Origin of the sequence: Devosia nitrariae, assembly GCF_030160115.1 — a bacterium.
GTDB classification, from domain to species: domain Bacteria; phylum Pseudomonadota; class Alphaproteobacteria; order Rhizobiales; family Devosiaceae; genus Devosia; species Devosia nitrariae.
The window spans coordinates 65,395-88,049 of record NZ_BSNS01000022.1; the positions used below are offsets into that span (position 1 = coordinate 65,395).

A 22,655-nucleotide genomic window follows, 5' to 3' on the forward strand; every position below is an offset into this window, starting at 1 on the left:
GCTTTGATCTGAAAGTTGAGACGCTCAGCCGTCGGCCCTTATGGCCTCAGACGCTTTGCGGCGCCCATCTGCTCAATGATGTGCCGGCCGGATCCCTCGACGTGCTGGGCGACGACCGCCGCCGCCCCGTCGGCATCCTGCGCCTTGATGCGCGCGATGAGCTCGCGATGCTCGGAAAGCACTGCGGCGCGGCGACTGAGCGAGGTCGGATAGCGCCGGGCAATGGCGCGCAGGATCTCGCGGTGTTTCCACCAGAGTTCGGCAGCGTGCCTGTTGTAGTGGCGATCGTAGATCAACTGGTGAAACCGTGTGTCGAGCTGGCCGTGCCGGGTCGCATCGCTGAAGTTCACCGCCTCGATCTCGGCCTGGGCAGCCTCGAGGGCGGCGATGTCGGCGTCCGTCGCAATCGAAACGAACCAACGGGTCAGCGTTGGCTCGATCAACACCTCGATCTCGATAATGTCGCGCACGAATGCTTCGTCGATCGGCAGCACGCGCGCGCCCCGGTTTGGCTCCATGATGACGAAGCCCTCTCCGCGCAGCTGCTGCAGCGCCTCGCGCACCGGATTGGTCGACGTGCCGTAGCGATCGGAAAGTTCGGCCACCTTGAGGCGTTCGTTGGGCTCCAGCCTCCCCGAAATGATGTCCTCGCGGATCATCTCGAACACCGACACGGGTTGTTCGAGACCGCTCTGGGGTAGGCCCGGTGAAATGCTGACGTCGCTCATAGCGCCCTGTTTATGCGGGTTTTAAGAGCAAGCCAAGTCTGTTCGCACGCGAAAATTCAAAAATAATGTACGATCCAATCAATATTGACAGATAGTTTTCAGTCTGAAACTCTCTTCAGTGGAGAGACGGGGAATAAGCCCGGCCCGAAGGAGGCACAGCGAAGGCTGTGGGGAATCTGGTCCGATCAAGTGGTCGAACTGGTATCCAATGTGGAGGAGGGATTTTTCCATGACGAAGTTGCAGGGCCGCGGCATGCGGTCTGCCGCGCCGACTCGTCGGCGTTTGATTGGGCGCGCGGTGGCGACTGTGACAGTCGCCTCGCTGTTGTCGAGCACTGTCTATGCGCAGAGCGTCGACCTCAGCCAGTGGTCGCCCGAATATGTCCGCTCGATCGCCGGCACCGAGGAGGTCGACACCGCCGAGCATTGCGCAAGCGTCGTCCCGCTCGATTATGAGGGACGCCTCACCTACTGGTGGACTGGGCCGAACGAAGCGTCGCCCCAGATCGAGCGCGACATCAATGAGCAGTTCTGGGCAGCCTGGGAGGAAACCTACCCCAATATCGAAACCGACGCGCAGAACATCGACTACAACCAGTTGCTCGACAAACTGCGCACTGCGCTTCTCGGCAATGCCGGACCGATGGTGCTGCGTCTGCAGATCCTCGGCGGCGTCGAGTTCGCCTCCAAGGGCTATTTCCAGGAACTGAAGCCCGAGGATGTCGGCTACCCAACCGCCGATTTCTGGCCCGGCGCCATGAAGTCGGTGACCTGGGAGGGCACCACCTACGGTATCCCGACCAACAACGAGACGATGGCGTTCATCTGGAATGCCGACATCTTCGAACGGGCCGGGCTCGATCCGGAAACGCCGCCTGCAACCTGGGAAGATGTTGTCGCCTATTCCAAGCAGATCCACGACGAACTGGGTATTGCCGGCTACGGCCTCGTTGCCCGCCAGAATGCCGGCAACACACCCTTCCGCTTCATGCCGCAGCTCTGGGCCTTTGGCGGCGGCGCGCTCGATGAATCCACCGACAGCCCGACCTACGAAACGGTGATGCTCAACAACGAGGGTGCCAAAGCGGCTTTGCAGGCGTCCTACGACATGTATGTGCGTGACAAATCGGTGCCCGCGTCGGCGCTTACCAATACGCAGAACGAGAACCAGGCCCCGTTCATCGCCGGCCAGCTCGCCATGATGATCGCCCACCCGGCCGAATACGCCAAGATGGTCGATCTGGCCGGACAGGCAACCGGCGCAGACAAGGAGGTCGCCGACACCGTCGTCGCCAATATGCGCTACGGGCTCATCCCCGAAGGGCCGGAGCGGCGCGCCGTGGTCTTCGGCGGTTCCAACATGCACTTCATCGAGGATGAATATGTCGACGGCGGCTTCGACGAGATGGCGGCCAAGGCTTTCGCCTGCTTCTGGAACAGCCCCGAATGGTCGACCAAGCTCGCCTGGACCGGCTCCAACCCGGGTAACCTGCGCGGCTTCAAGACCGAGTGGATGAAGGAGCGGCTCGATACCATCAAGTTCCTCGATGTCACGACCTCGATGCTGCCCAACGGCGTCCCCTTCCCGGTCGTCCCGGAAGCCACCGAGATCATGAACATCATCGTCCCGGACATGCTGCAGAACGCGTTGACCGAGCGGATGACCGTCGAGGAAGCGGCCGACGACGCCGCCGCCAAGGTGGAATCCCTGATGGGCGGCGGCCTCTAACCTCCCAAGGCCGGCGGCGTACGCGCCGCCGGTCGCTTGCCCTGTAGCTGGATGCGAAAAGCCGGAACGGGTGTTTCGCAAAACGTCCGGCAATAACAACGCTAGAGCGTGAGAAAGGACGGGCCCCGTGAGCATTGCGACGCAACAGGCCGCAAGCCCCCCGGCCACCGGCACGGTGCAGAAACGGTCCGGCTTCCTCTCTCGTATCGTTGCGCACCGCACCGACTATCTCTACGTCCTGCCAGCCCTGATCGTCATGCTGGTGGTGATTGCCTATCCGATCTATTACACGATCGAGCTCAGCTTTTTCCGGACCCCGCCCAACCTGCAGATGCGGGACAAGGTCTGGACCGGGATCGACAACTATGTCCGGGTCCTCAGCTCACCGGTGTTCCACGAGGTCACGATCCAGACGATTATCTGGACGCTCGCCTCCACCGTCATCTCTTTCCTGCTGGGCCTCGGCGCCGCGCTTTCGCTTCACCGCGAGTTCGTCGGCCGCGGCCTGATGCGCGCCCTGCTGCTGATCCCTTACGTGATCAGCGCGGTCGCCGCCTCCTATGTCTGGAAGTGGCTCTACCATTCCGATTTCGGAGTGATCGGAGCCATTTCCGTCCAACTCGGCATTACGGCCGAACCGATAAACTTCCTCGACAATCGCCAGACGGTCCTCGCCTCGCTGATCGTGGTCAATATATGGAAGGAATTCTCGTTTGCCATGGTCATGCTCATGGCGGGACTCCAGACCGTACCGGATCAACTTCTACGGGCCGCCCAGGTGGACGGCGCCAACACCTGGAACCGTTTCTGGCACGTGACCTTCCCGCACCTTAAAGGCGTGTCGATGGTCACTGTGCTGCTGCTGATGGTGGCTAACTTCAACTCCTTCATCATCCCGTTCGTGATGACCGGCGGCGGCCCTGCCGATGCCTCGCACATCTGGATCACCCACATCTACCAGCTCGCGTTCGGGCGCCAGCAATGGGGCGTGGCCTCGGCCTACGCGGTGATCCTGTTCATCGTGATGATGTTCCTCGGCTACTTCTATGTGAAGGCGCTGACGCGTGGCGACGAAGCGAGGGCATGATGGCTGCGATCGAAACTGCCCAGCGTCCCGTCGTCAGGAAGCCCATCGACTGGTGGCGGTGGGCTGGGCGCGTGTTCCTCACCTTCCTGATGCTCTTTACCGTGCTGCCCATGGCCTGGATGATCCTGACCTCGGTCAAATCCCAGTTCGCCGCCATGCAGTACCCGCCGCAATGGTGGCCGAGCGAGCCGACGCTCAACAACTATTTCAAGCTCCTCGATCCGACTAACCGCATCGGCAGGGAATTCCTGCGCTACTTCTGGAACAGCTTCTACGTCTCGCTCCTCACCACGATCCTCGGCGTGGTCGTGGCGGTGCCGGCGGCCTATGCCTTCTCGCGCTTCCGCTTCCCGGGCCGCACATTCCTGTTCTTTTCGGTGCTGGTGCGCAACATGTTCCCGGCGGTCGTGTTCCTGATGCCCCTCTTCCTGCTCATGCGCTGGATGGGACTGGTCAACACCCACGGCTCGCTGATCCTGACCTACCTGACCTTCGGCCTGCCGCTCTCGATCTGGCTGCTAAAGGGGTTCTACGACAACATCCCGATCCAGCTCGAGCAGGCGGCCCGCATCGACGGGGCAACGCGCTTCCAGGCGTTCATCCTCATCGTCATGCCGCTATCCTCGCCCGGCATCATCGCCACCTCGATCTTCTCGTTCATCGGCGCCTGGAACGAATACGTCTACGCCTACACGTTCCTCTCGCGCGACGACCAGATGACGCTGCCCGTCGGCATCCAGCGGTTTTTCACCGAATTCGCCACGGACTGGCCGGGGCTCATGTCGGCGACATTCCTGATGAGCGTGCCGGTCGTTGTGCTGTTCCTGGTCCTGCAGAAATATTTCGTGCGTGCCCTCACCGAGGGCGCGGTCAAGCACTAGCGTTTCAAGAGTTGGGAGACGGCCCATGGCCGAAGTGGTCCTCAAGGACGTCATGAAGAATTACGGCAGCCTCTATGCCGTCAACAACGTCTCCTTTGCCGTCGAGCACGGCGAGTTCGTGGCGCTTGTCGGTCCTTCCGGCTGCGGCAAGACGACGACGCTCAACCTCATCGCCGGTCTCATACCGATGTCGGGCGGCGACATCGTCATCGGCGACCGCGTGGTCAACGATCTCGATCCCAAGGACCGCGACATCGCCATGGTCTTCCAGAACTACGCGCTCTACCCCAACAAGAGCGTGTTCAAGAACCTCGCTTTCCCCCTGCAGATGAGAAAGCTGCCCAAGGCCGAGATCGAGGCCAAGGTGATGGCAGCCGCCAAGGTGCTCGATATCTCCCATCTTCTGGAGCGCCGACCCCGTGAGCTCTCGGGCGGACAGCAGCAGCGCGTGGCGCTCGGCCGGGCGCTGGTGCGCGACCCCGCCGCTTTCCTGATGGACGAGCCGCTCTCCAACCTCGATGCGAAGCTTCGTGTCGCCATGCGCTCGGAATTGAAGCGCTTCCACCACAACCTCAATGCCACGGTTATCTACGTCACGCACGACCAGCTCGAGGCTGTAACCATGGCCGACAAGATGGCGGTGATGCATGGCGGCGTGCTCCAGCAATACGACACGCCCGCCAACGTCTTCGGCAATCCGGTCAACACCTTCGTTGCCAGCTTCGTCGGCAGTCCCGCCATGAGCCTCATCCCACTCGACGTGGTGAGCAAGGGCACAGAGGTGGCGCTCAGGAGTCCGGAGGAGGGCTGGGAGCTGCCGCTTTCACCAATGAACGCCAGGAAGGCTTCCGCCTCGTCCAACGGCAAGCTGGTGCTGGGAGCGCGGCACTCGACCTTGAAGCTCCACAAGTCGGCCGCGGCCGGCGCCGCGCCCGGCAAGGTCTATACGGTCGAGCCGACCGGCGACGTGACCTTCGCCCAGATCTTCGTGAACGGCGCCGTGGTCAACATCAGCCTCGATCCGACCGTAGCGATTGAGCCGGATGAAGCCGTCTGGATCGAGTTCGACCAGGACCGCATGCATCTCTTCGACGGAGAGACAACCATGGCGCTGAAGGCGGCGTAACCCACTAAATGAAAATCACCGCAATCCACCCCTACCCCGTGTGGGTCGGCATCCGAAACCAGCTCATCGTCAAGGTCGAGACAAACGAAGGCATAGTTGGCTGGGGTGAGAGCGGCCTGTCCGGCCGCGAAAAAGCCGTCGTCGGCGCCATCGAGCACTACCGGGAGTTCCTCATCGGCCGCGACCCGATGGCGATCGGCGCGCTCTGGCAGGAAATGTACCGCAGCCAGTATTTCGAGGGCGGACGGGTGCTGACGGCCGCCATCTCGGCCATCGACATCGCGCTTCATGACATCAAAGGCAAGGCGCTGGGCGTGCCTGTCTACCAGCTACTGGGCGGTAAGCAGCGTCGCCATATACCAACCTTCGCCACGACTCGCGGCCCCTGTGGGCCGGAGATGATCGAGCAGGCAAAGGAATTGATGGCCGGCGGCTGGACAGCCATACGCCTGTTTCCGGCAAGCCACGACAGCCGCGGTGTCTATGAGCCGCGAGCGAGCATTGCCGAGACCGCCAAGTGGTGCGTGAAAGCCCGCGAGGAACTGGGCGACGAGGTGGTGCTCGGCGTCGACTACCACCACCGCCTCTCGGTCGCCGAGGCGGCGAGCTACTGCCAGAAGATGCCCTCGGGAACACTCGATTTCCTCGAGGAGCCGATCCGCGACGAAACACCTGAAGCCTATGAAGCGTTGCGGCGGATGACCGGCGTACCGTTCGCCATCGGCGAGGAGTTCGCCAGCAAGTGGCAGTTCCTGCCCTACATCGAACGCGACATCCACCAGTTCAACCGCATTGACGTGTGCAATGTGGGCGGCTTGACTGAGGCCATGAAAGTCGCCGGCTGGAGCGAGGCGCATTATGTCGACATGATGCCCCACAACCCGTTGGGACCAATCTGTACAGCCGCGACCATCCACTTCGCGGCTTCTGTTGCAAACTTTTCCTGGCTCGAGACCCGCGCCTCGCCCGGGGAGCTCTATCACGGCTTCGACGACATCGAGATCTTCCCCGTGCAGCCGCGGCTCGAGGGCGCCGTCTATAAGGTGCCCGATACGCCTGGTCTTGGCGTCGAGGTCGACGAAGATCTGGTCAAGAAACAGAGCTTTAAGTTCTGGGAAGCCCCCCATCTGCAGCGCATCGACGGATCCGTCACCAACTGGTAGCCGCGCTTATTTAAAGGAGATTTCAGCCATGACGCATACGCCCGATATCGTGCGCCCACCACAGGACCTCATTGACGCCTTGAAGGGCATCGGCGCTGCGACCGTCGCCGGAACCCTCGGCCATATGGGCATCCGCAATCCGCACATCATGGGTCCGGTACCCCAGAATCCCGGCAAATCGATCGTCGGTCCGGCGCTGACCCTGCAGTTCATGCCCAAGCGCGAGGATCTTTACGACGAAGGCGAATATTCCGACCCGGAAAAGCAACTCCACCGCCACGTGCTCTATCACGTGCAGCCCGGCGACGTGGTGGTGGTCGATGCGCGCGGCGACATGAGCTCGGGCGTCTTTGGCGACATGATGTCCACCTATTTCAAGGGCCGGGGCGGCGCCGGCATCGTGGTCGACGGGTGCCTGCGCGATTATCCGAACCTCAAGAAGCTCGACTTGCCGCTATGGCTGCGCGGCTGGACGCCGAACTTCCACACCCAGACCGGCCTCATGCCCTTTGCCGTCAACGTGCCCATCGCCTGCGGCGGCGTCACCGTGATCCCCGGCGACATCATCATTGCCGACGATGACGGGGCCGTGGTGCTGCCGATCGCCCTGGCGCCCGAGGTGATTGCCAAGGCGACCGAACACCACGAGTGGGAGGACTACTCCCGCATGAAGCTGATGGAAGGCGCCCCGCTGCAGCGCTACTACCCCCTCCACGCCGACGCGCGCAGCGAATACGAGGAGTGGCGCAAGCTCAATCCGGTGAAGTAGCTGTAGGCCGTGTTGCCATTTACAACCACGGAGTCGTTCCGCTTTCGAAAGCGGGAATCTCCGTTTGCCAGGGCGCAAAAGAAACAGAGGTCCTCGCTTTCGTGTTTCGCGAGGATGACCCGGTGGGAAGGACAATCAGGGGCGCCATGAACACCCCCCTCCCATCCTCCCCCACAAGGGGGGAGGTGCCGGTCTGGCGGACGTGGTGAAGACGTGCCGTGGCACCCGGACTAATCCAGTGTACGCCTCGATCCCGCCAAACCCACAGGCGCCCACCTCCCCCTTGATGGGGGAGGCAGGAGGGGGGTGACGCGATGCCGACACACGCACAATCGCGTCGGCAAGTGAAACGGGCCTACCGTACCCGCGCCCCCGCCTCGTCGAAGATCAACGCATCACCCGGCCTGAACCCCACTGTAACACGCTCGCCCACCTTGGCCCGCTCTCCCCCGCGCTGCTCTATGACGACAGTCTGGCCATCGGCGAGACGTCCATAGACGACCGACGCGCCGCCGAGGTTCTCGACCACATCGACCACCACGGAAAGATCGGCGCCGCCGACATCGGCCTCTTCGAACTGTTCCGGCCGGATGCCGACGGTGACCTTCTGGCCGGCCGCGAGCTTCTGCCCGATTGCCGGCGCAATGGAGGCGCCACCGAACGCGACGGCGCCGTCGGCATTGGCGGCCCCGGCCAGCAGGTTCATCTTGGGACTGCCGATGAAGCCGGCAACGAAGGTGTTGTCGGGATCGGCATAGAGCGTGGTGGGGCTGCCTGCCTGCTCGATGCGGCCGGCGCGCAGGACCACGATCTTGTCGGCCAGCGTCATTGCCTCGACCTGGTCGTGGGTGACGTAGATCATCGTGGCGCCGAGGTCGCGGTGGAGCTTGGCGATCTCGACGCGCATCTGCACCCGCAGCTCCGCGTCGAGGTTGGAGAGCGGCTCGTCGAAGAGGAAGGCGCGCGGCTGGCGCACGATCGCGCGGCCGATGGCGACGCGCTGACGCTGCCCGCCCGAGAGCTGCGCGGGCTTGCGGTTGAGCAGACCGTCGAGCTGGAGGATACGGGCCGCGTCGAGCACACGCCGTTCCGTCTCTTCCTTGCTCGTCCCGGTCATGCGCAGGCCAAAGCTCATGTTCTGCTTGACGCTCATATGCGGGTAGAGCGCATATGACTGGAAGACCATGGCGAGCCGCCGGGCGGAGGGCTCGACGTCGTTGACGACCTGCCCGTCGATGGCGACTTCGCCAGCCGTGACGTCCTCGAGCCCGGCAATCATCCGCAGGAGCGTGGACTTGCCGCATCCGGAGGGGCCGACGAAGACGCAGAACTCGTCGTCCTCGATGGCCAGGTCGACGCCGTGGATGACCTTGCTGGCGCCGAAGGACTTCTCGACGCCACGCAGTTCGATCGCCGTCATGCCCTGATCCTTTCCCACCATGCCGCGACCGCTTCGGCCTCGATCGCCGGCGCGTCGTTCTTGCCTGCGGCCGCATAATCGGCGACCGCATTGCGCAGAGCCCGGGCCACGGGCCGTTTTTCGAGATCGCCCTCCAGGTCGACCCCGGAAACGATCAGACGGCCACTGCCGATGCGCGCCTCGGCCAGCATGACGAGATCGCGGTTCTCGTTCCAGTCGTCGACGACGCGGATGACCGGAGCAAAGCCGACGCCGGCGATGTCGAGGGCGCGGCGGGCAAAGGTCAATTCCCACAGGTGCCAGTCGCTGTGGCGGGCGATAGGGAAGCCGGCAAGCACGGGATGATCGGTTTCATTGAGCAGGCCCAGCGTATGCGGCTCCTGTCCGTCGGTCCACAGCGTGTTCCAGAAGGCGCAGGTGTGGCCGAGCGCGGCATTGGGCTTCATCGCCTCCGGCGGTGGGCTGAAAACGACGGCTTCGCCAGCGGCGACACGAGCCAGGACATCGGCGTCGAGAGCCTCGACGATGGCGACGGGCTTCGCCGCCTTGTCGGCGGGCATCACCCAGACACCCCAGCGGTTGCGATAGTCCGTACCTTCGAGCGAGACGACGAGCTCGTAGCTGCGCGGAGCGGCAAGGTCATCGGTTGCGATCTCGACGCGGCCGACATCGTGAAGGTGGCCGGTCGCGAGCTTGCCCGGCTCCAGCACGCCGGAAGCGACGGTCTCTTGCCCGTCGCTGAGCGACCAGGCGATGCGCGGCGTATCGAGGTCACCCGGACCGAACTGGGCGATCTGCACGTCGGCGGAGAAGACCTCTCCCGTCTCGCACATGAATTTGCCGGCCCGCACCAACGGCACGATCGGCGCACAGAACTCGCGGAACGCTTGGGGCGAGACATAGGGCTTTTCGTCCCAGAAGGAGTCGACGACGCCGACAAGGGCGGTACCCTGGCCCGGGAAATCCTGGAGGCCGAGGAGCTGCGTGCCGGCGAAATCGCGGGTGCGCAGCGCCGCTTCCATCTCTTCCTTGTAGAGCTGGGTCTGCAGCGCCCCGCTCGCCAGCATATAGTCGCGCGCCAGGGGCAACAGGCCCTTTTTCTCGAGGTCGTCGCGTACCATGACGAAGTTACGCGCTTCGAGGACGCCGGTATACTTCTCGATCTCCTCGAGGTTCGGGTAAACGCACCACTGACCCGTCTCGTGGCTGACGAGCGGCATGGGCACGCTGTCGCGCCAGTCGCTCCAATCGGTCAGCGTCTCGAGCGGACGGGCATTGAGGCGCCCGGCAAGCCCCTCACCCCAGCGCTGGTTGCGCGGTTCGGGCTTGGAGATGTAGTCGGCGCGCTTGAGCGTCGGCCAGCCGGAGCCACCGGTATAGACGCGCCGGTCGTCGCGGCTCTTCCAATGGTCGACGAAGCGCTCGAGGAAGGCGTGAACGCCCGACCCGTTCACCTCGTTGCCGACGCACAGCATCACGAAGCTCGGATGGTTGCCGTAGTCGCGCACGATCCGTTCGGCTTCAGCATGGATGTAGCGATCGAGGTGCGGGTCGGAGCCGAGCACCGGCCAGACCGGCGTTTCGACATGCAAGAGCATTCCCATTTCGTCGGCCACCTCGAAGGCGGCACGCGGCGGGCAGTAGGAGTGGTAGCGGATATGGTTGAGACCATAGGCCTTGGCCGTCTCGAAGACCTTGCGCCAGCCCGCATGGTCGGTGGGCGGATAGCCGGTCAGCGGGAAGATGCAGCAATCGAGCGTGCCGCGCAGGAACACCGGCCGGTCGTTGAGCGTCAGCCGCTTTCCCTCGCGCTTGAAGCTGCGGATGCCGAAGGAGACGGCGCGCCGGTCCTGCGGCACCCCGTCCCGCAGCCATTCGACGATGAGGCGATGGACCACCGGATTGATCTCATCCCAGCGCCCTACCTCGGCCGGGAGTTCGACCTCGAACTCGACCGACGTATAGCCGCTGTCGATGGTGACCGGATAGGTCAGCTCAAGCGGCGCCGTACCGTCGCCGAACGCGAAACTGAGTTTCAGTTCATCCTGGTGCGGCTCGGTCCAAAAGGTCGGCCAACGGTTGTCCGGATCGAACGCATCGAGTTCGATGCGCACGAGCGCCTTGTGGTGCGGCGCGAAAACGTCGACGCGCGCAACGGATGCCCGCGCCGCCTCGATGCGCAGATACCCGACGACGCCGTTCCAGTTGGTCTGGGTGTGCTCGGTCTTCGAATGGGCGACGTCCGCCATCTTCGGGCCGTTGCGGGCAATCGCGTCACCCACCGCCTCGAAGCGCGAATTGTCGATCATCATCACCAGGCGGTGCGTGCCGGTCGCGAGCGGCCCGATGAGGAAACGGTTCTCGGTGGAAAGACTCTCGTCGCGGCCGAGCTTGAGGCCGTCGATCCAGACGTTCACTTCACCATGGGGACGCTCGAGGGCGAGATGGTGGAAGAGCCCATCGGCCTGCGCAGCGACGTCGAACTCACGCGCGTACCAGGCCTTGCCGACATAGGGGTGACGGCGGCTGAGATACGACATGGTGCCGCCTTCGGTCGGCGGAGTCTTCTTCGCCTCGTCGACGCTGCCGGGCAGATGGATGGTGTCGGAAAGCTCGGCCCTGAACCAGGCTTCGGCTTCGCCGCGCCCTTCCGGGTCGAGCGCAAAAAACCATTCGCCGTCGAGCGAGGTGGAAAACAGCATTTGAGAACCCTGACAATGAAACGTGGAACGGCGGGCGCATCGAGCGCCCGCCGGAAAGTGAGCCGTGTCAGCCTACATCTTGGCTTCGACTTCCGCCTTGGCGGCAGCGAGGGCCTCGTCGACCGTGGCCACGCCCCGGGCGACGTTGTTGATGGCCGTGCGCATGGCGGCGATGGCGATTGTGTCGCGCTCGTCGAGCTCTACGGGCACCATCTCGGCCTGCACGGGCGCGAAGATCTCGTTGACGTTTTGCCCGCCGTAATAGGGATCCTCGAAGTTCATCCAGTCCTGCTCGAGCGCCGGCATATAAGCGGGATAGAGATCGTCGTTCTGGTATTGCTGCTTCAGACTCTCGTCATTAGTGACGAGCCAGTGGACGAAGGCCCAGGCAGCTTCCTTGTTCTGCGACGTCTCGAGGATGCCGATATAGTCCCCGCCGCTGTTGAATGAGCGGTTTCCGTCCGTGCCCGGCGCCGAAGCGACGGCCCATTGGCCCGACTGGTCGGTGGCATAGGCGCGCTTCAGAAGACCGCCGAACCAGTTGCCGTAGAGGACAGTCGCCAGCTGACCGCGCTGGAAGGCACCCTGCCATTCCGGCGACCAGGCGGTGAAGGGCGAGATGAGCCCGGCTTCACCAGCCTCACGAACGCGCTCCAACGCCTCGCGGTAGACAGGCTCGTCGAACAGCAAATTGCCGTCGGCATCGAAATAGCTGATGCCTGTCTGAGCGGTCATGGCGCGCAGGATCTCCTCGCCATTGCCGATCAGCCAGCGCTCGTTGGGCACCACGAGCTTCTTGCCTTCCTCGATGAAGGAATCCCAATCGGAAAGAAGCGCCGCGACCTCCTCCGGCTCGGTCGGCAGGCCCGCCTCCTCGAAAATGTCGTGCCGGTAGAACATGCCGCCCGGCCCGGTGTGCTTGGGCAGCGCCACGATCTTGCCTTCCGACAGGGTGACATTTGAGACTGTGAACGGCGCAAAATCCTCGATGAACTCGCCGGCATTATAGGGCGCCTGGCGGAGGTCCACCCATTGCGGGCGCTCGCGCAGCAGCGCCATCATTGAGATCTCGATCATCGCCACGTCCGGTCCGCTGCCGCTCAACAGCGCGCGCTGCAAGTTGTTGAGATAGGCGTCGTTGGCGGTGGGAAAGCCCTGCACGTTTACGGTGATGTTGGGATAGGCCTCGTTGAAGGTGGGCATCAGCGCCGCAAAAGTGCGGTCGTTGTTGGGCCAGGTCCAGACGCTGATGGTGCCCGAGATGTCGGTGTTGGGCGTCGCCTCCTGCGCGAGCGTCGGCACGGCCAGCGCAGCGCCAAGGGAAAGGGCCGCCAGACCCTTGAGCCAGAGTTTCATGAGCAGTTCCTCCACTTGCTTGATTCCCGCCGCCCTCGCGGCGTTTCCAGTCCGGCAGGATGGTTCCGCCGGCTCATTTGACGGCGCCCGAGGTCAGTCCGGCGATAAACTGCCGGCTGAGGAGCGCAAACAGTACGAACACCGGCACCAGCCCCATGAGGGTCGCGAGCATCACCGCCGGCATGTCCGAATAGTGCGTGGTCGAGAGCATGGTGAGCGCCAGCGGCACGGTGAACCGCGAACCCTCGGCGAGCACCACCAGCGGGAGCTGGAAATCGTTCCAGGTGCTGATCAGGGTCCAGACCGCGAGCGCCGCCAGCCCCGGCCGGATGATCGGCAGCACCACGAAGAAGAACGTCGCCAGCCCCTTGGCCCCGTCCATCTCGGCCGCCTCGTAGAGCTCGCGCGGCACCGTCGAGCCGATATAGGTGTACATCCATACCACCCCGAAGCCCGAGGCGAGCGCCGGCACGATCAGCGGCCAGAAGGTGTTGAGCCAGCCGAACCAGCTCATCTGTAAAAAGAACGGGATGAGCGCCAGCGAGGGCGGGAAAAACAGTGTCGCAAAGGTCATGACCAGCAGCAGCCGATGGCCCGGCGCGCGGGTGTAGCGGGCAAAGCCGTAGCCCGCGAGCGCGCTGACCAGCACCAGCCCCACGGTCTTGGGCACGGCCACGATAAGGCTGTTCCAGATCGGCCGGAACGGCGGAAAGACATTGGCGATGTTGAAGTAGTTCTGGACGATGTTCCCGCCATACCAGACGGGCGGCGGGAACTGGAACACCTCCGAGAGGGTGCGGGTGGCAAAGACCGTCGTCCAGTAGAGGGGCAGAACGAACAGCAGCGAAACGACGGCCAGCGCCGCCGTGACCAGCAGGTTGAAGCGGCGCTCGCGATTGGCAAGGAGCTTCCTCATGCCGCCGCCCCCGCCTGCGACCGCCGCACGATCGCCTGATAGACGACGGTGAAGACGACAACCGCCGCAAAGATGTACCAGGAGACCGCCGAGCCGAGCCCGAAATTGAACTGGGTGAAAGCGGTGGCATAAAGATACATTCCGAGCGTCGTTGCCGCGTTGTTGGTACCGCCCGTGCCTTGCGTCAGGACATAAGGCTCGTCGAACATCTGCAGGCCGCCGAGCGTCGCCGTGATGATCGAGAAGGCGAGCGAGGGCAGAAGCAGCGGCACGGTGATGCGCGAAAAGATCGGCCAGCGACCGACGCCGTCCATGCGCGCCGCCTCGTAGATGTCGCGCGGAATGGCCTGGAGGCCCGCAAGGAAGATGATCATGTGCCAGCCCGTCCAGCGCCAGACGACGAGCAGCACGACGAGCGGCTTGATCCAGGCTTCCGATCCCAGCCAGTCGAAATAGCTCGGCGTGCCGGTGACGGCGCCGCTGAGCAGATTCACCAGCCCACCATTCGAGGTGAAGAAGACGCGAAGGATAATGGCCGCGATCGCCGGCGCAACGAGCAGCGGCAGGAGGAAGACCATGCGGAAATAGGTCTTGCCGGCAAGCACGTACTCGTTGACGAGCACCGCCAGCACCAGGGCAAGGCCGACCGTGACGAGCGTCGACCAGAACCAGAGGTAGACCGTGTTGCCGATCGCCTTCTGAAAGACCGGATCGCGCAGGGCCTGCGCATAGTTGGCAAACCCGACGAATTCCGGGTCGCTAAACCCGTCCCAGCGGTTGAAGCCGAGATAGAACGAGAACACGACCGGAAAGACCGAGAACACCAGGAAGATGACCAGGAACGGCGCGATGGCGACATAGAACGCGCCGTTCCGCCTGATCCTCGTCATGCTCTTGCCGCCCGGGCCGCGCGTCATGCTCGCGTCACCTTTCATCTATCTACATTCAAATAATCAGATGTTTAAGCAGGGTGTCAAGCCAACTACTATGGCTTGACCGACCTTTCCATGCCGTCTACATCTGAAACATCTGATGTTTGGGTGCGTCGCGTGAAAATCACTTCCGTCTCGACCCGCGTCGTCAACGCGGAAATGCGCAACTGGGTGTTCGTCAAGGTCGGGACCGACGATCCCGGTCTCTTCGGCTGGGGAGAGGCAACGCTGGAATGGAAGACCCGTGCCGTGGTCGGCGCCATAGAGGACCTCGCCCCGCTGATCGTCGGGCGCGACCCGCGCGACATCGAGCAGGCGGTGCGGGCCATGACCAAGCAGTCGTTCTGGCGGCTAGGCGCGGTCGGCATGAGCGCGGTCTCGGGCATCGAACTCGCGCTCTGGGACATTTTTGGCAAGCACCTCGACGTGCCCGTCTGGCGCCTGCTCGGCGGCAAGGTGCGCGACAAGGTCGGCGTCTATACCCACCTCGGCATGGGCGACATGCGCGCCGTCTATGAGACGAACGAAGTCGAACCGCTGATCGAGCGGGCCCGCGAGGTGGTGGAACAGGGATACCGGGCCTTCAAGGCCGTCATCGTCCCCTATACGCACTTCCACGCGCCGCTGCCGGAAGTCGACAAGGTCGCCCGCATGATGCAGGGCCTGCGCGAGGCAGTTGGCGAGGAGGTTGAGATCATGGTCGACTTCCACGGCCGTCCTGCTTCCGCCGGCGCGGCGCTCGCCTATATCGAGGCGCTTGCTCCCGGCCGGCCGATGTTCGTCGAAGAGCCGGTGCAGCCGGGTGATTTCGCCAGCCTCACCAATCTTGCCCGACGCACCTCGGTGCCGCTGGCGACGGGCGAGCGGTTGATCGACCGCGGCGAGTTCGACGCCCTCTTTGCCACCGGCGCCATCGATATCGTCCAGCCCGACATCTGCCACTGCGGTGGGCTCCTCGAGGCGAAGAAGATCGCCGCCCGCGCCGAGGTGCTGGGCATCGGCGTTGCCCCGCACAACCCGCTTGGCCCCATCGCCGGCGTGGCAGCGCTGCATTTCGCGGTCTCGACGCCCAACCACGTGATCCAGGAGGAGATGGTCGGCGCCGTGCCCTGGTACTACGAGGTCGTCGACGGGCCGATACGACAGGTCGACGGTTTTTGGCAGGTGCCGGAGGCACCCGGTCTCGGCATCACCGTCGACGAGGCTGCATGCGCGCGCCACCCCTATGCCCAGGAAGTCCTCCACACCCAGAACGCGGTGCTGGCGGACGGAACCATCGTCGACTGGTAAGCCCCATGCGCCTGAAAGACAAAGTCGCCATCGTCACAGGATCCGGCCGCGGCATCGGCAAGGCCATCGCCGAGGCATTCGTGCGGGAAGGTGCAACGGTCGTCATCGCCGAGCGGGACGCGGAGACCGGCAAGAAGACCCAGGTCGAGCTTGGCGCACGCACCCGTTTCATCGAGACCGACGTGACCGATCAGGCCTCGGTCGACGCGGCGCGCGATGCAGTGCTCGCCGCGCACGGGCGCATCGATGTGCTGGTCAACAACGCCGGCATCAACGTCTTCCATGACCCCTTGGAAACGAGCGACGCCGAATGGGCGCGGTGCCTCTCGGTCGACCTGGAGGGCGTCTGGCGCATGTGCCGAGCGACGCTTCCGGCGATGCGCGAGCAAAAGCAAGGCTCGATCGTCAACATCGCCTCCTCGCATGCCTTCACAATCATTCCCGGCACCTTCCCCTACCCCGTCGCCAAGCATGGCCTGCTCGGCCTCACCCGCTCCCTCGGTATCGAATATGCCGCCGACAACGTGCGGGTGAACGCCATATCGCCCGGCTATATCGAAACGCAGCTCGCCCTCGACTATTGGGATGGATTCCCGGACCCGGCCGCCGAGCGGCAGCGTACCTATGACCTCCATCCGCCCAAGCGCATCGGCAGGCCCGAGGAGGTGGCGATGACCGCCGTATTCCTCGCCAGCGACGAGGCGCCCTTCATCAACGCCGCCAACATCGTCATCGATGGCGGCCGTTCGGTGCTCTACCATGAGTAGGCCCGATTGCCGCTCGCCTGGGCGATTGCTATCGCAGGCAACGATCTCTCGCGGAAAGGCGCGCATGTGACCCTGGAACCGGACGCAAGGACGCTGATCAAACCGCGCGTGCACAGGCACGTGGTCAAGACGCTGGCCCAGCGGATCCTCAGCGAACAATTGAAGCCTGGTTCTCTCCTGCCCCCCGAAGCCGAACTCTGCGACGAGCTTAACATCAGCCGCAGCGCCTTGCGCGAAGCGGTCAAGGTTCTCGGCAATATGGGCCTCGTCACGACCCGCCCGCGCACCGGCACCCAGGTGCGCAAGCGCGATGAATGGAACCTGCTCGACCAGGACCTCCTCGCCTGGTCGATGGAGATCGCCCCGAGCCCCGAATTGGTGCTGAGCCTTATCGAGGCGCGCCAGGCGATCGAGCCGGCCGCGGCGCGCCTTGCCGCGCTGCGCGCCGGCGCAGCCGAGCTGGCGCCGCTCGAGGACGCATACCGGCGCATGAGTGAGGCCAAGGCCCGGCAGGACTTCGCGACGTTCAACCAGGCCGACATCGACTTCCATACCGCGCTCTTGCGCGCGAGCGGCAACATCGTCTTTCAGCAGCTGTCCAACACCATCGGCGCGGCGCTCGCCTATTCGTTCCGCATGACCGTCGAGCGGGCGCGCGAGCCGGGCGCGTCGCTGCCCAACCATGGCGAGGTCATCGAGCGCATCCGCGAGCGCGACAGCGAAGGCGCCGCCGCCTCGATGGCGCGGCTGCTGCGGATCGCGGTCATCGACCTCGGTTTGTGAGCGATTATAGTGTTTTCAGCAAAAGTGGACACCACTTTGCGGTTCGAAAAGGCATACTGTCAGCATGACGAAGAAAGACAACCATGACGCCTATATAGCCGCCGCACCGGAGCAGTTTCGCGCCATGTTGGGTCAACTGCGTGCACTGCTATCGCGGGCGCTACCAGACGCCGAAGAAGTCGTGAAGTACGATATGCCCGGATTTCAGATCGAAGAAACGATTATCGCGGGCTATGCTGCCTTCGGTAAACAATGCGGTCTATATGTTGACCCGGGTGCAATTGCTGCCCACGCAGATGAGATCGCTTCTTTAAGACTCAAGGCAACTAAGACCGGAGTTACGTTCTCGGTGAGCAAGCCTATCACTGATGAACTAGTTGAGAAATTGGCAATTAGTTCGCGCAGCAAAAAGGGATTCTAGAACCGCCGCGCAGCGAGGCTGGTCACTGTCGGCCCGACCGTGGGATTGGGAAATGCCCAGCGCGCGCCGTCGACGACAAGCCCGTCGTGCCAGTTCAGCGTGAGATCCGGCGCATCCGGTCGAATGAGCCTCAGCGTCATGGTCGCCTCATCGAGCGTCAACCGGGCGCTTTCAAGAGCTGACCGGAAGGCGTCGAACGCCTCCGTCCCTTTGCCGTCGGCAACGATGACGGCCCATCCCGTGCGCGGGCCGATGACGCGGAACTCGCGACCCGAACCGGGACCTGTTTCGACCGGAAGAATGGGCCCGGTCGCACCGAACGCCGCGAGCCCCTCGCCCGATTGCACGATCAGCCAGTTGCCGTGGAGCTCCCGGCGCTCGAAGCCGTCGGTCGCCACATAGGCGTGGGTGAAGTCGATGCGGGCCCTGTCGCCAAGGTCGAAGAGCATCAGGGCGGTGTTCTGACACTGGCCGACGCGGGGCATGACGCCGTTGCCGGCCCAGTAGGAGGGACGATGGTGGCCCCACGGATCGTCCTCGCCCGGATGATTGACCCAGGCGCGTGCGAAGGGGTGCGCGGCAAGGCGCACGTCCACCAGGTGCTGCTGATGCCCCTCAAGCCCCGGCCGCCCATCGACGGTCGCCGACAGCTGGACATGACGGGTCTTGTAGAGGGCAAGCCGACCCGCCTGGCCATGCCCCTGCACGTAGTGGGCGGTGATGGCCTTGCCTTCGGCGGGCTTGGCATAGTCGGCGAGCCCCTCGGGCGGTGTGTAGCGGCCAAGCACGAGCTGAGGTAGGGAGGCGACGCCGGCATTGAGCCAGCCTTCGCCAAAGGCGACGGCAGCAAAGGGGGCAAGTTCCGTCAGCGGCCCGGCGCGCAGCTCCTTGTCATAGGCGCGGCCCATGCTGCCGGCCGGAACGCCGCCCAGCGTATGGAGCGCGATCATGGTGAAGAGCCGGTCGATCAGGGCGCGGGCACGGCGGGCAATCGCATCGGGCGCGAGCTCGGCGAGCGCCAGGAGCCCGATGAAGTCGACCGGGTAATAGGCGGCCGAGTTCCACTCGGCGAGCCCGTCCCGCTCCACCGTGTCGAACCAGCGGTCGAGCCGATGTTCGGCAAGCCGCGCCTGCTCGGCGCCGGTGCGCCCCGAGGCAAGGAACTCATCATCAGGAAAGAGGCGCCCGGCCAGCAGCTGCGAGACGTGGAAACAGAGGACGTGGTTCTCGCTCCAGAACCACATGACATCGTTGCCGGGCTCATCGACCCAGTAGCGGTAGTCGAGCGCAGCGCAACGGGTGCGCTCCGCAAGATCGTCCGGGAAGCGCGCGGGATAGGCGCCATAGGCCCAGAGCAGCGGCACCATGACGAAATCCGAGCAATCCCGTCGCTCCTCGATACTGAGAAGGGTCTCTTCGAGGATCGGGCGCAGCCGCTCGTCGTCCTGTCGGCCGGTCGCCAGCAGTACCAGGGCCGTGCCCATGCGGCTCTCGCCGTGGCTGGCGAGATGCTCGAGGGCGGCAAGCTTGCGCTCTTCGAACGACGCGCCGAGCGGTGCCGGCGCGACATCGTGCAGCACTGCGCAGCCGACGGTCCGCGCGACCCGCGCCTCACCCACCGAAAAGGTGAGATGCACGTCATGATAGCCCTGCTGCAGGTCGCTTCCCTGGCAGATGTCGAGCGTCGATGTGCGGGCCGCAAGCGTCAGTGCACGCTCGAAGAGGACGGCGCGGGCATGCGAGGCGCGGCGGATGGCGACGTGGACGCCGACGGCCTCCTCGACCGGTGTATCGAAGACGAGGCGGAGAGGAGCGGTGCCCCTAACGAATTCTCCAGCAGGCCGCACGCTTCCGGCCAGTGCCTCCAGCGTCGCGCTCGATGCGACCGGCACCGCGCCCGGCAGGCGCACATGCATGGGCGTCGGCGAGACGAGGGCGAACTCGAAGAACCAGTTGGTGTCGCGCTCGGCCATCTCCTCGGTCAGGACCACGATCTCGCTGCCCGCAGCCTTCAGCGGCAGGCCGATCTCGCGGCGCTGTTCGACATTGCGGATGTAGGGTTCGAAGCGGGTCTGCAGCTCGCCGTCCACCCAGATGTGGACGCCGCCGCAGGTCGCGATCTCGAAGCGATATTCGCCATCGGTCGGCGGCACCAGCACCGTGCGGCACCAGCGACTCAATCGCGTCGGACGGTGCCGGAACTGGGTGAACTCCACCCTTCGGCTTGCGCCCGGCAGGTTGAGGCTTTCGACCGGCCAGTCGTTGTCGAGGGCGGGCACGCGACCCGCCAGCTCCTTGAACAGCGCGATACGGCAGGGAAGCGTGCCGACATCGACGAAGCCGTTGATGAAGCGGTAGTCGACCCGGTCCTCGGCGAGCGCCGGCTCGCCCGGATAATAGCGCGCCTCGACCGGCGACAGCGCCCAGGCGGTGACGCTCCCGCCGGGCAGCAGCGCAAAGAGCACTCCGACATCGGAAGCGGACGACAGGGTCGCCTTGTCATTCATGCGGCAACGCCCGCCAGCTCGAGTTCCTCGGCGAAGTGACAGCGCACCTGGCGGCCGGCGACGGGACGCAGCGCCGGCACCTCGGTGCGGCAACGCTCCTGCGCATAGGGGCAGCGCGGATGGAAGGTGCAGCCCGAAGGCGGATTGGCCGGATTGGCGATCTCACCCTTGACCTGAATGCGCTTGCGCGCCCGGTTGCCGCGCGGATCCGGCTGCGGCACGGAGGCCATCAGCGCTTCGGTATAGGGGTGGAGGGGCTTGGAGAACAGGTCCTTGGTCTGCGCAATCTCCATCAGCCGGCCCAGATACATCACTCCGATGCGGTCCGAGATGTGCTCGACCATGCCGAGGTCGTGGGTGATGAAGAGATAGGTAAGGCCGAACTGCTCCTGCAGGTCCTGCAGAAGGTTGATGTTCTGGGCAGCAACCGACACGTCGAGCGCCGACACCGCCTCGTCGGCAGCGATGAACGAGGGGTTGAGCGCGAGCGCGCGGGCGATGCCGATGCGCTGGCGCTGCCCGCCCGAGAAGGCGTGCGGGTAGCGCAGGAGAAATTCCGGCCTCAGCCCCACCACCCGCAGCAGCTCGGCCACCCGATCTCGGATTTCGGCCCGCGAGCCGACGCCGTGAATGACCAGCGGCTCGCCCACCAGCTCGAGCAGGTTCATGCGCGGGTTGAGCGAGGAATAGGGATCTTGGAAGATCATCTGCATCTCGCTGCGCATCTCGCGCATCTGCCGTTCGGAAAGGCTGGAGATGTCGACGACGTCGCCGCTCCCGCGCCGGAAGAGGATGCTTCCGTCGGTGAGCGTATAGGCGCGCAGCATCAGCCGCGCGACAGTCGACTTGCCCGAGCCGCTCTCGCCCACCAGCCCGAAGGTCTCGCCCTTGCGGATGTCGAGCGAGACGTCGTCGATGGCCTTGACCTCGCCGATCTGCCGGCGCAGCCATCCGGCATGGATGGGGAAGTGCTTCTTGAGGTTGCGCACTGAGATCAGCACGTCGTCGGCGAGCGCCGGCATGTTTGCCTTGTCAAGCATGGACGGCCTCGGCGAGTTGTTCGGCAAAGTGGCAGCGCGCCGCCTGCCCGTTGGCGAAGCGGTGCTGCTCGGGTGCGGTGACGTCGCAGACGCCCGGCACGGCATGCGCGCAGCGCGGGTTGAACGAGCACCCCGCCGGCACGCTAAACGGATCCGGCACCATGCCCGGAATGGTCGGCAAGCGCCGGCCCTGCTCGACGCCGAGCCGCGGGATCGAGTTGAGCAGTGCCTTGGTATAGGGGTGCTTGGGCGCATAGAAGACGTCGTCGACCGTGGCGGTCTCGACGACGCGGCCCAGATACATCACCGCCACGCGGTCGGCGATGTCGGCGACCACGCCAAAATTGTGGGTGATGAAGACGATTGCCATGCCCGTCTCGGCCTGCAGTTCCTTGAGCAGCTCCAGGATCTGCGCTTCCGTCGTCACGTCCAGCGCCGTCGTCGGTTCGTCGGCGATCAGAAGGCTCGGGTCGCACGAAATGGCGAGCGCGATCATGGCGCGCTGCCGCATGCCGCCCGAGAGCTGGTGCGGGTAGTTGTCGAGCATCTGCTGAGGGCGCGGCATGCGCACCCTGGCGAGAAGCTCGGCCGCCCGCTTGCGCGCCGCTTGCCGGTCGAACCCCATATGAAGCTGGATGGTGCGGCAGATCTGGTCGCCGATCGAATGCACGGGCGATAACGCCGTCATCGGCTCCTGGAAGATCATGCCGATATGGCGTCCGCGCACCTGCCGTACTGCGCGGCTGTTGCGCTCGAGGGCGGAAAGCTCGAACTCCTCGCCCGTGCGCGGCCGGAATCGGATGCAGCCGCCCGCCTCGCGCGCATTGCGCGGCAGCAGGCGCATGATGGCACGCGCGGTGATCGATTTGCCCGAGCCGCTTTCGCCGACGATCCCCAGCACCTCACCTTTGTCGACGTGGTAGCTGACGCCGTTGACCGCCTTGACCAGCCCCTCGCGCATCGGGAAGTGCACATGCACGTCCTCGACGTCGAGTAGGCGTTCGGCGGGCATGGAATGGCTTGCGGTCATCGGATCTC

19 protein-coding genes are annotated in these 22,655 nt (G+C 64.4%); 10 read left to right on the top strand and 9 right to left on the bottom strand.

Annotation, left to right across the window (positions count from 1 at the left end; translation table 11 throughout):
* Positions 1-38: 38 nt before the first annotated feature.
* Positions 39-728 carry a GntR family transcriptional regulator gene (locus QQK18_RS19995; protein WP_284342148.1) on the bottom strand — a complete coding sequence of 230 codons (690 nt, stop codon included), beginning with the start codon at positions 726-728 and terminating at the stop codon, positions 39-41.
* A gap of 253 nt (positions 729-981) precedes the next feature.
* On the opposite strand from QQK18_RS19995, the gene QQK18_RS20000 reads away from it, so the two are divergent.
* The 6 genes from QQK18_RS20000 (at position 982) to QQK18_RS20025 (ending at position 7,483) form a co-directional block, all read left to right on the top strand.
* Positions 982-2,457, top strand: a complete 1,476-nt coding sequence (locus QQK18_RS20000) for an extracellular solute-binding protein (RefSeq protein ID WP_284342522.1) — start codon at positions 982-984, stop codon at positions 2,455-2,457.
* A gap of 133 nt (positions 2,458-2,590) precedes the next feature.
* Positions 2,591-3,544, top strand: coding sequence for a carbohydrate ABC transporter permease (locus QQK18_RS20005; RefSeq protein WP_284342523.1), 954 nt, complete (start codon positions 2,591-2,593; stop codon positions 3,542-3,544).
* Entirely contained in the window at positions 3,541-4,425 is an 885-nt protein-coding gene (locus QQK18_RS20010) for a carbohydrate ABC transporter permease (RefSeq protein WP_284342149.1), read from the top strand. The genes QQK18_RS20005 and QQK18_RS20010 overlap by 4 nt, the downstream gene beginning before the upstream one ends.
* A 25-nt stretch (positions 4,426-4,450) precedes the next feature.
* Positions 4,451-5,551, top strand: coding sequence for an ABC transporter ATP-binding protein (locus QQK18_RS20015; protein WP_284342150.1), 1,101 nt, complete (start codon positions 4,451-4,453; stop codon positions 5,549-5,551).
* An 8-nt stretch (positions 5,552-5,559) separates the two neighbouring features.
* A complete protein-coding gene (locus tag QQK18_RS20020) occupies positions 5,560-6,714 on the top strand; it encodes a mandelate racemase/muconate lactonizing enzyme family protein (RefSeq protein WP_284342151.1) in 1,155 nt (384 codons plus the stop codon).
* A gap of 28 nt (positions 6,715-6,742) precedes the next feature.
* Positions 6,743-7,483, top strand: a complete 741-nt coding sequence (locus QQK18_RS20025; protein WP_284342152.1) for a ribonuclease activity regulator RraA — start codon at positions 6,743-6,745, stop codon at positions 7,481-7,483.
* Between the two features lie 355 nt (positions 7,484-7,838).
* Here QQK18_RS20025 and QQK18_RS20030 read toward each other — a convergent pair whose 3' ends face one another.
* From QQK18_RS20030 to QQK18_RS20050, 5 genes are all read right to left on the bottom strand, one after another.
* Positions 7,839-8,903: an ABC transporter ATP-binding protein gene (locus tag QQK18_RS20030; RefSeq protein WP_284342153.1), complete on the bottom strand. Its 1,065-nt coding sequence runs from the start codon at positions 8,901-8,903 to the stop codon at positions 7,839-7,841.
* Positions 8,900-11,605 (bottom strand): DUF8487 domain-containing protein, encoded by a 2,706-nt coding sequence (locus QQK18_RS20035; RefSeq protein WP_284342154.1) that lies wholly within the window; start codon positions 11,603-11,605, stop codon positions 8,900-8,902. The genes QQK18_RS20030 and QQK18_RS20035 overlap by 4 nt, the downstream gene beginning before the upstream one ends.
* Positions 11,606-11,677: 72 nt before the next feature.
* On the bottom strand, positions 11,678-12,961 hold the full coding sequence (locus QQK18_RS20040) for an ABC transporter substrate-binding protein (protein WP_284342155.1): 1,284 nt from the start codon (positions 12,959-12,961) through the stop codon (positions 11,678-11,680).
* 73 nt (positions 12,962-13,034) lie between these two features.
* Positions 13,035-13,877 carry a carbohydrate ABC transporter permease gene (locus tag QQK18_RS20045; RefSeq protein WP_284342156.1) on the bottom strand — a complete coding sequence of 281 codons (843 nt, stop codon included), beginning with the start codon at positions 13,875-13,877 and terminating at the stop codon, positions 13,035-13,037.
* A complete protein-coding gene (locus QQK18_RS20050; RefSeq protein ID WP_284342157.1) occupies positions 13,874-14,794 on the bottom strand; it encodes a carbohydrate ABC transporter permease in 921 nt (306 codons plus the stop codon). Before QQK18_RS20050 ends, QQK18_RS20045 begins: the two co-directional genes overlap by 4 nt.
* A 132-nt stretch (positions 14,795-14,926) precedes the next feature.
* On the opposite strand from QQK18_RS20050, the gene dgoD reads away from it, so the two are divergent.
* From dgoD to QQK18_RS20070, 4 genes are all read left to right on the top strand, one after another.
* Positions 14,927-16,099 carry a galactonate dehydratase gene (gene dgoD / locus QQK18_RS20055; protein ID WP_284342158.1) on the top strand — a complete coding sequence of 391 codons (1,173 nt, stop codon included), beginning with the start codon at positions 14,927-14,929 and terminating at the stop codon, positions 16,097-16,099.
* Between the two features lie 5 nt (positions 16,100-16,104).
* The gene (locus QQK18_RS20060) at positions 16,105-16,866 is read left to right on the top strand and encodes an SDR family oxidoreductase (protein ID WP_284342159.1); all 762 of its coding nucleotides are present in this window, start codon (positions 16,105-16,107) and stop codon (positions 16,864-16,866) included.
* Between the two features lie 66 nt (positions 16,867-16,932).
* Positions 16,933-17,649, top strand: coding sequence for a FadR/GntR family transcriptional regulator (locus QQK18_RS20065; RefSeq protein ID WP_284342160.1), 717 nt, complete (start codon positions 16,933-16,935; stop codon positions 17,647-17,649).
* Positions 17,650-17,713: 64 nt separating this feature from the next.
* Positions 17,714-18,070 (top strand): iron chaperone, encoded by a 357-nt coding sequence (locus QQK18_RS20070; protein ID WP_284342161.1) that lies wholly within the window; start codon positions 17,714-17,716, stop codon positions 18,068-18,070.
* On the opposite strand, the gene QQK18_RS20075 is transcribed toward QQK18_RS20070, so the two are convergent.
* Genes QQK18_RS20075 through QQK18_RS20085 form a run of 3 tightly spaced genes read right to left on the bottom strand, consistent with a single transcriptional unit; the run spans position 18,067 to position 22,647 of the window.
* On the bottom strand, positions 18,067-20,577 hold the full coding sequence (locus tag QQK18_RS20075; RefSeq protein WP_284342162.1) for a hypothetical protein: 2,511 nt from the start codon (positions 20,575-20,577) through the stop codon (positions 18,067-18,069). The genes QQK18_RS20070 and QQK18_RS20075 overlap by 4 nt on opposite strands.
* Positions 20,574-21,617, bottom strand: coding sequence for an ABC transporter ATP-binding protein (locus QQK18_RS20080; RefSeq protein WP_284342163.1), 1,044 nt, complete (start codon positions 21,615-21,617; stop codon positions 20,574-20,576). Before QQK18_RS20080 ends, QQK18_RS20075 begins: the two co-directional genes overlap by 4 nt.
* The gene (locus QQK18_RS20085) at positions 21,610-22,647 is read right to left on the bottom strand and encodes an ABC transporter ATP-binding protein (RefSeq protein WP_284342164.1); all 1,038 of its coding nucleotides are present in this window, start codon (positions 22,645-22,647) and stop codon (positions 21,610-21,612) included. The genes QQK18_RS20080 and QQK18_RS20085 overlap by 8 nt, the downstream gene beginning before the upstream one ends.
* Positions 22,648-22,655 lie beyond the last annotated feature (8 nt).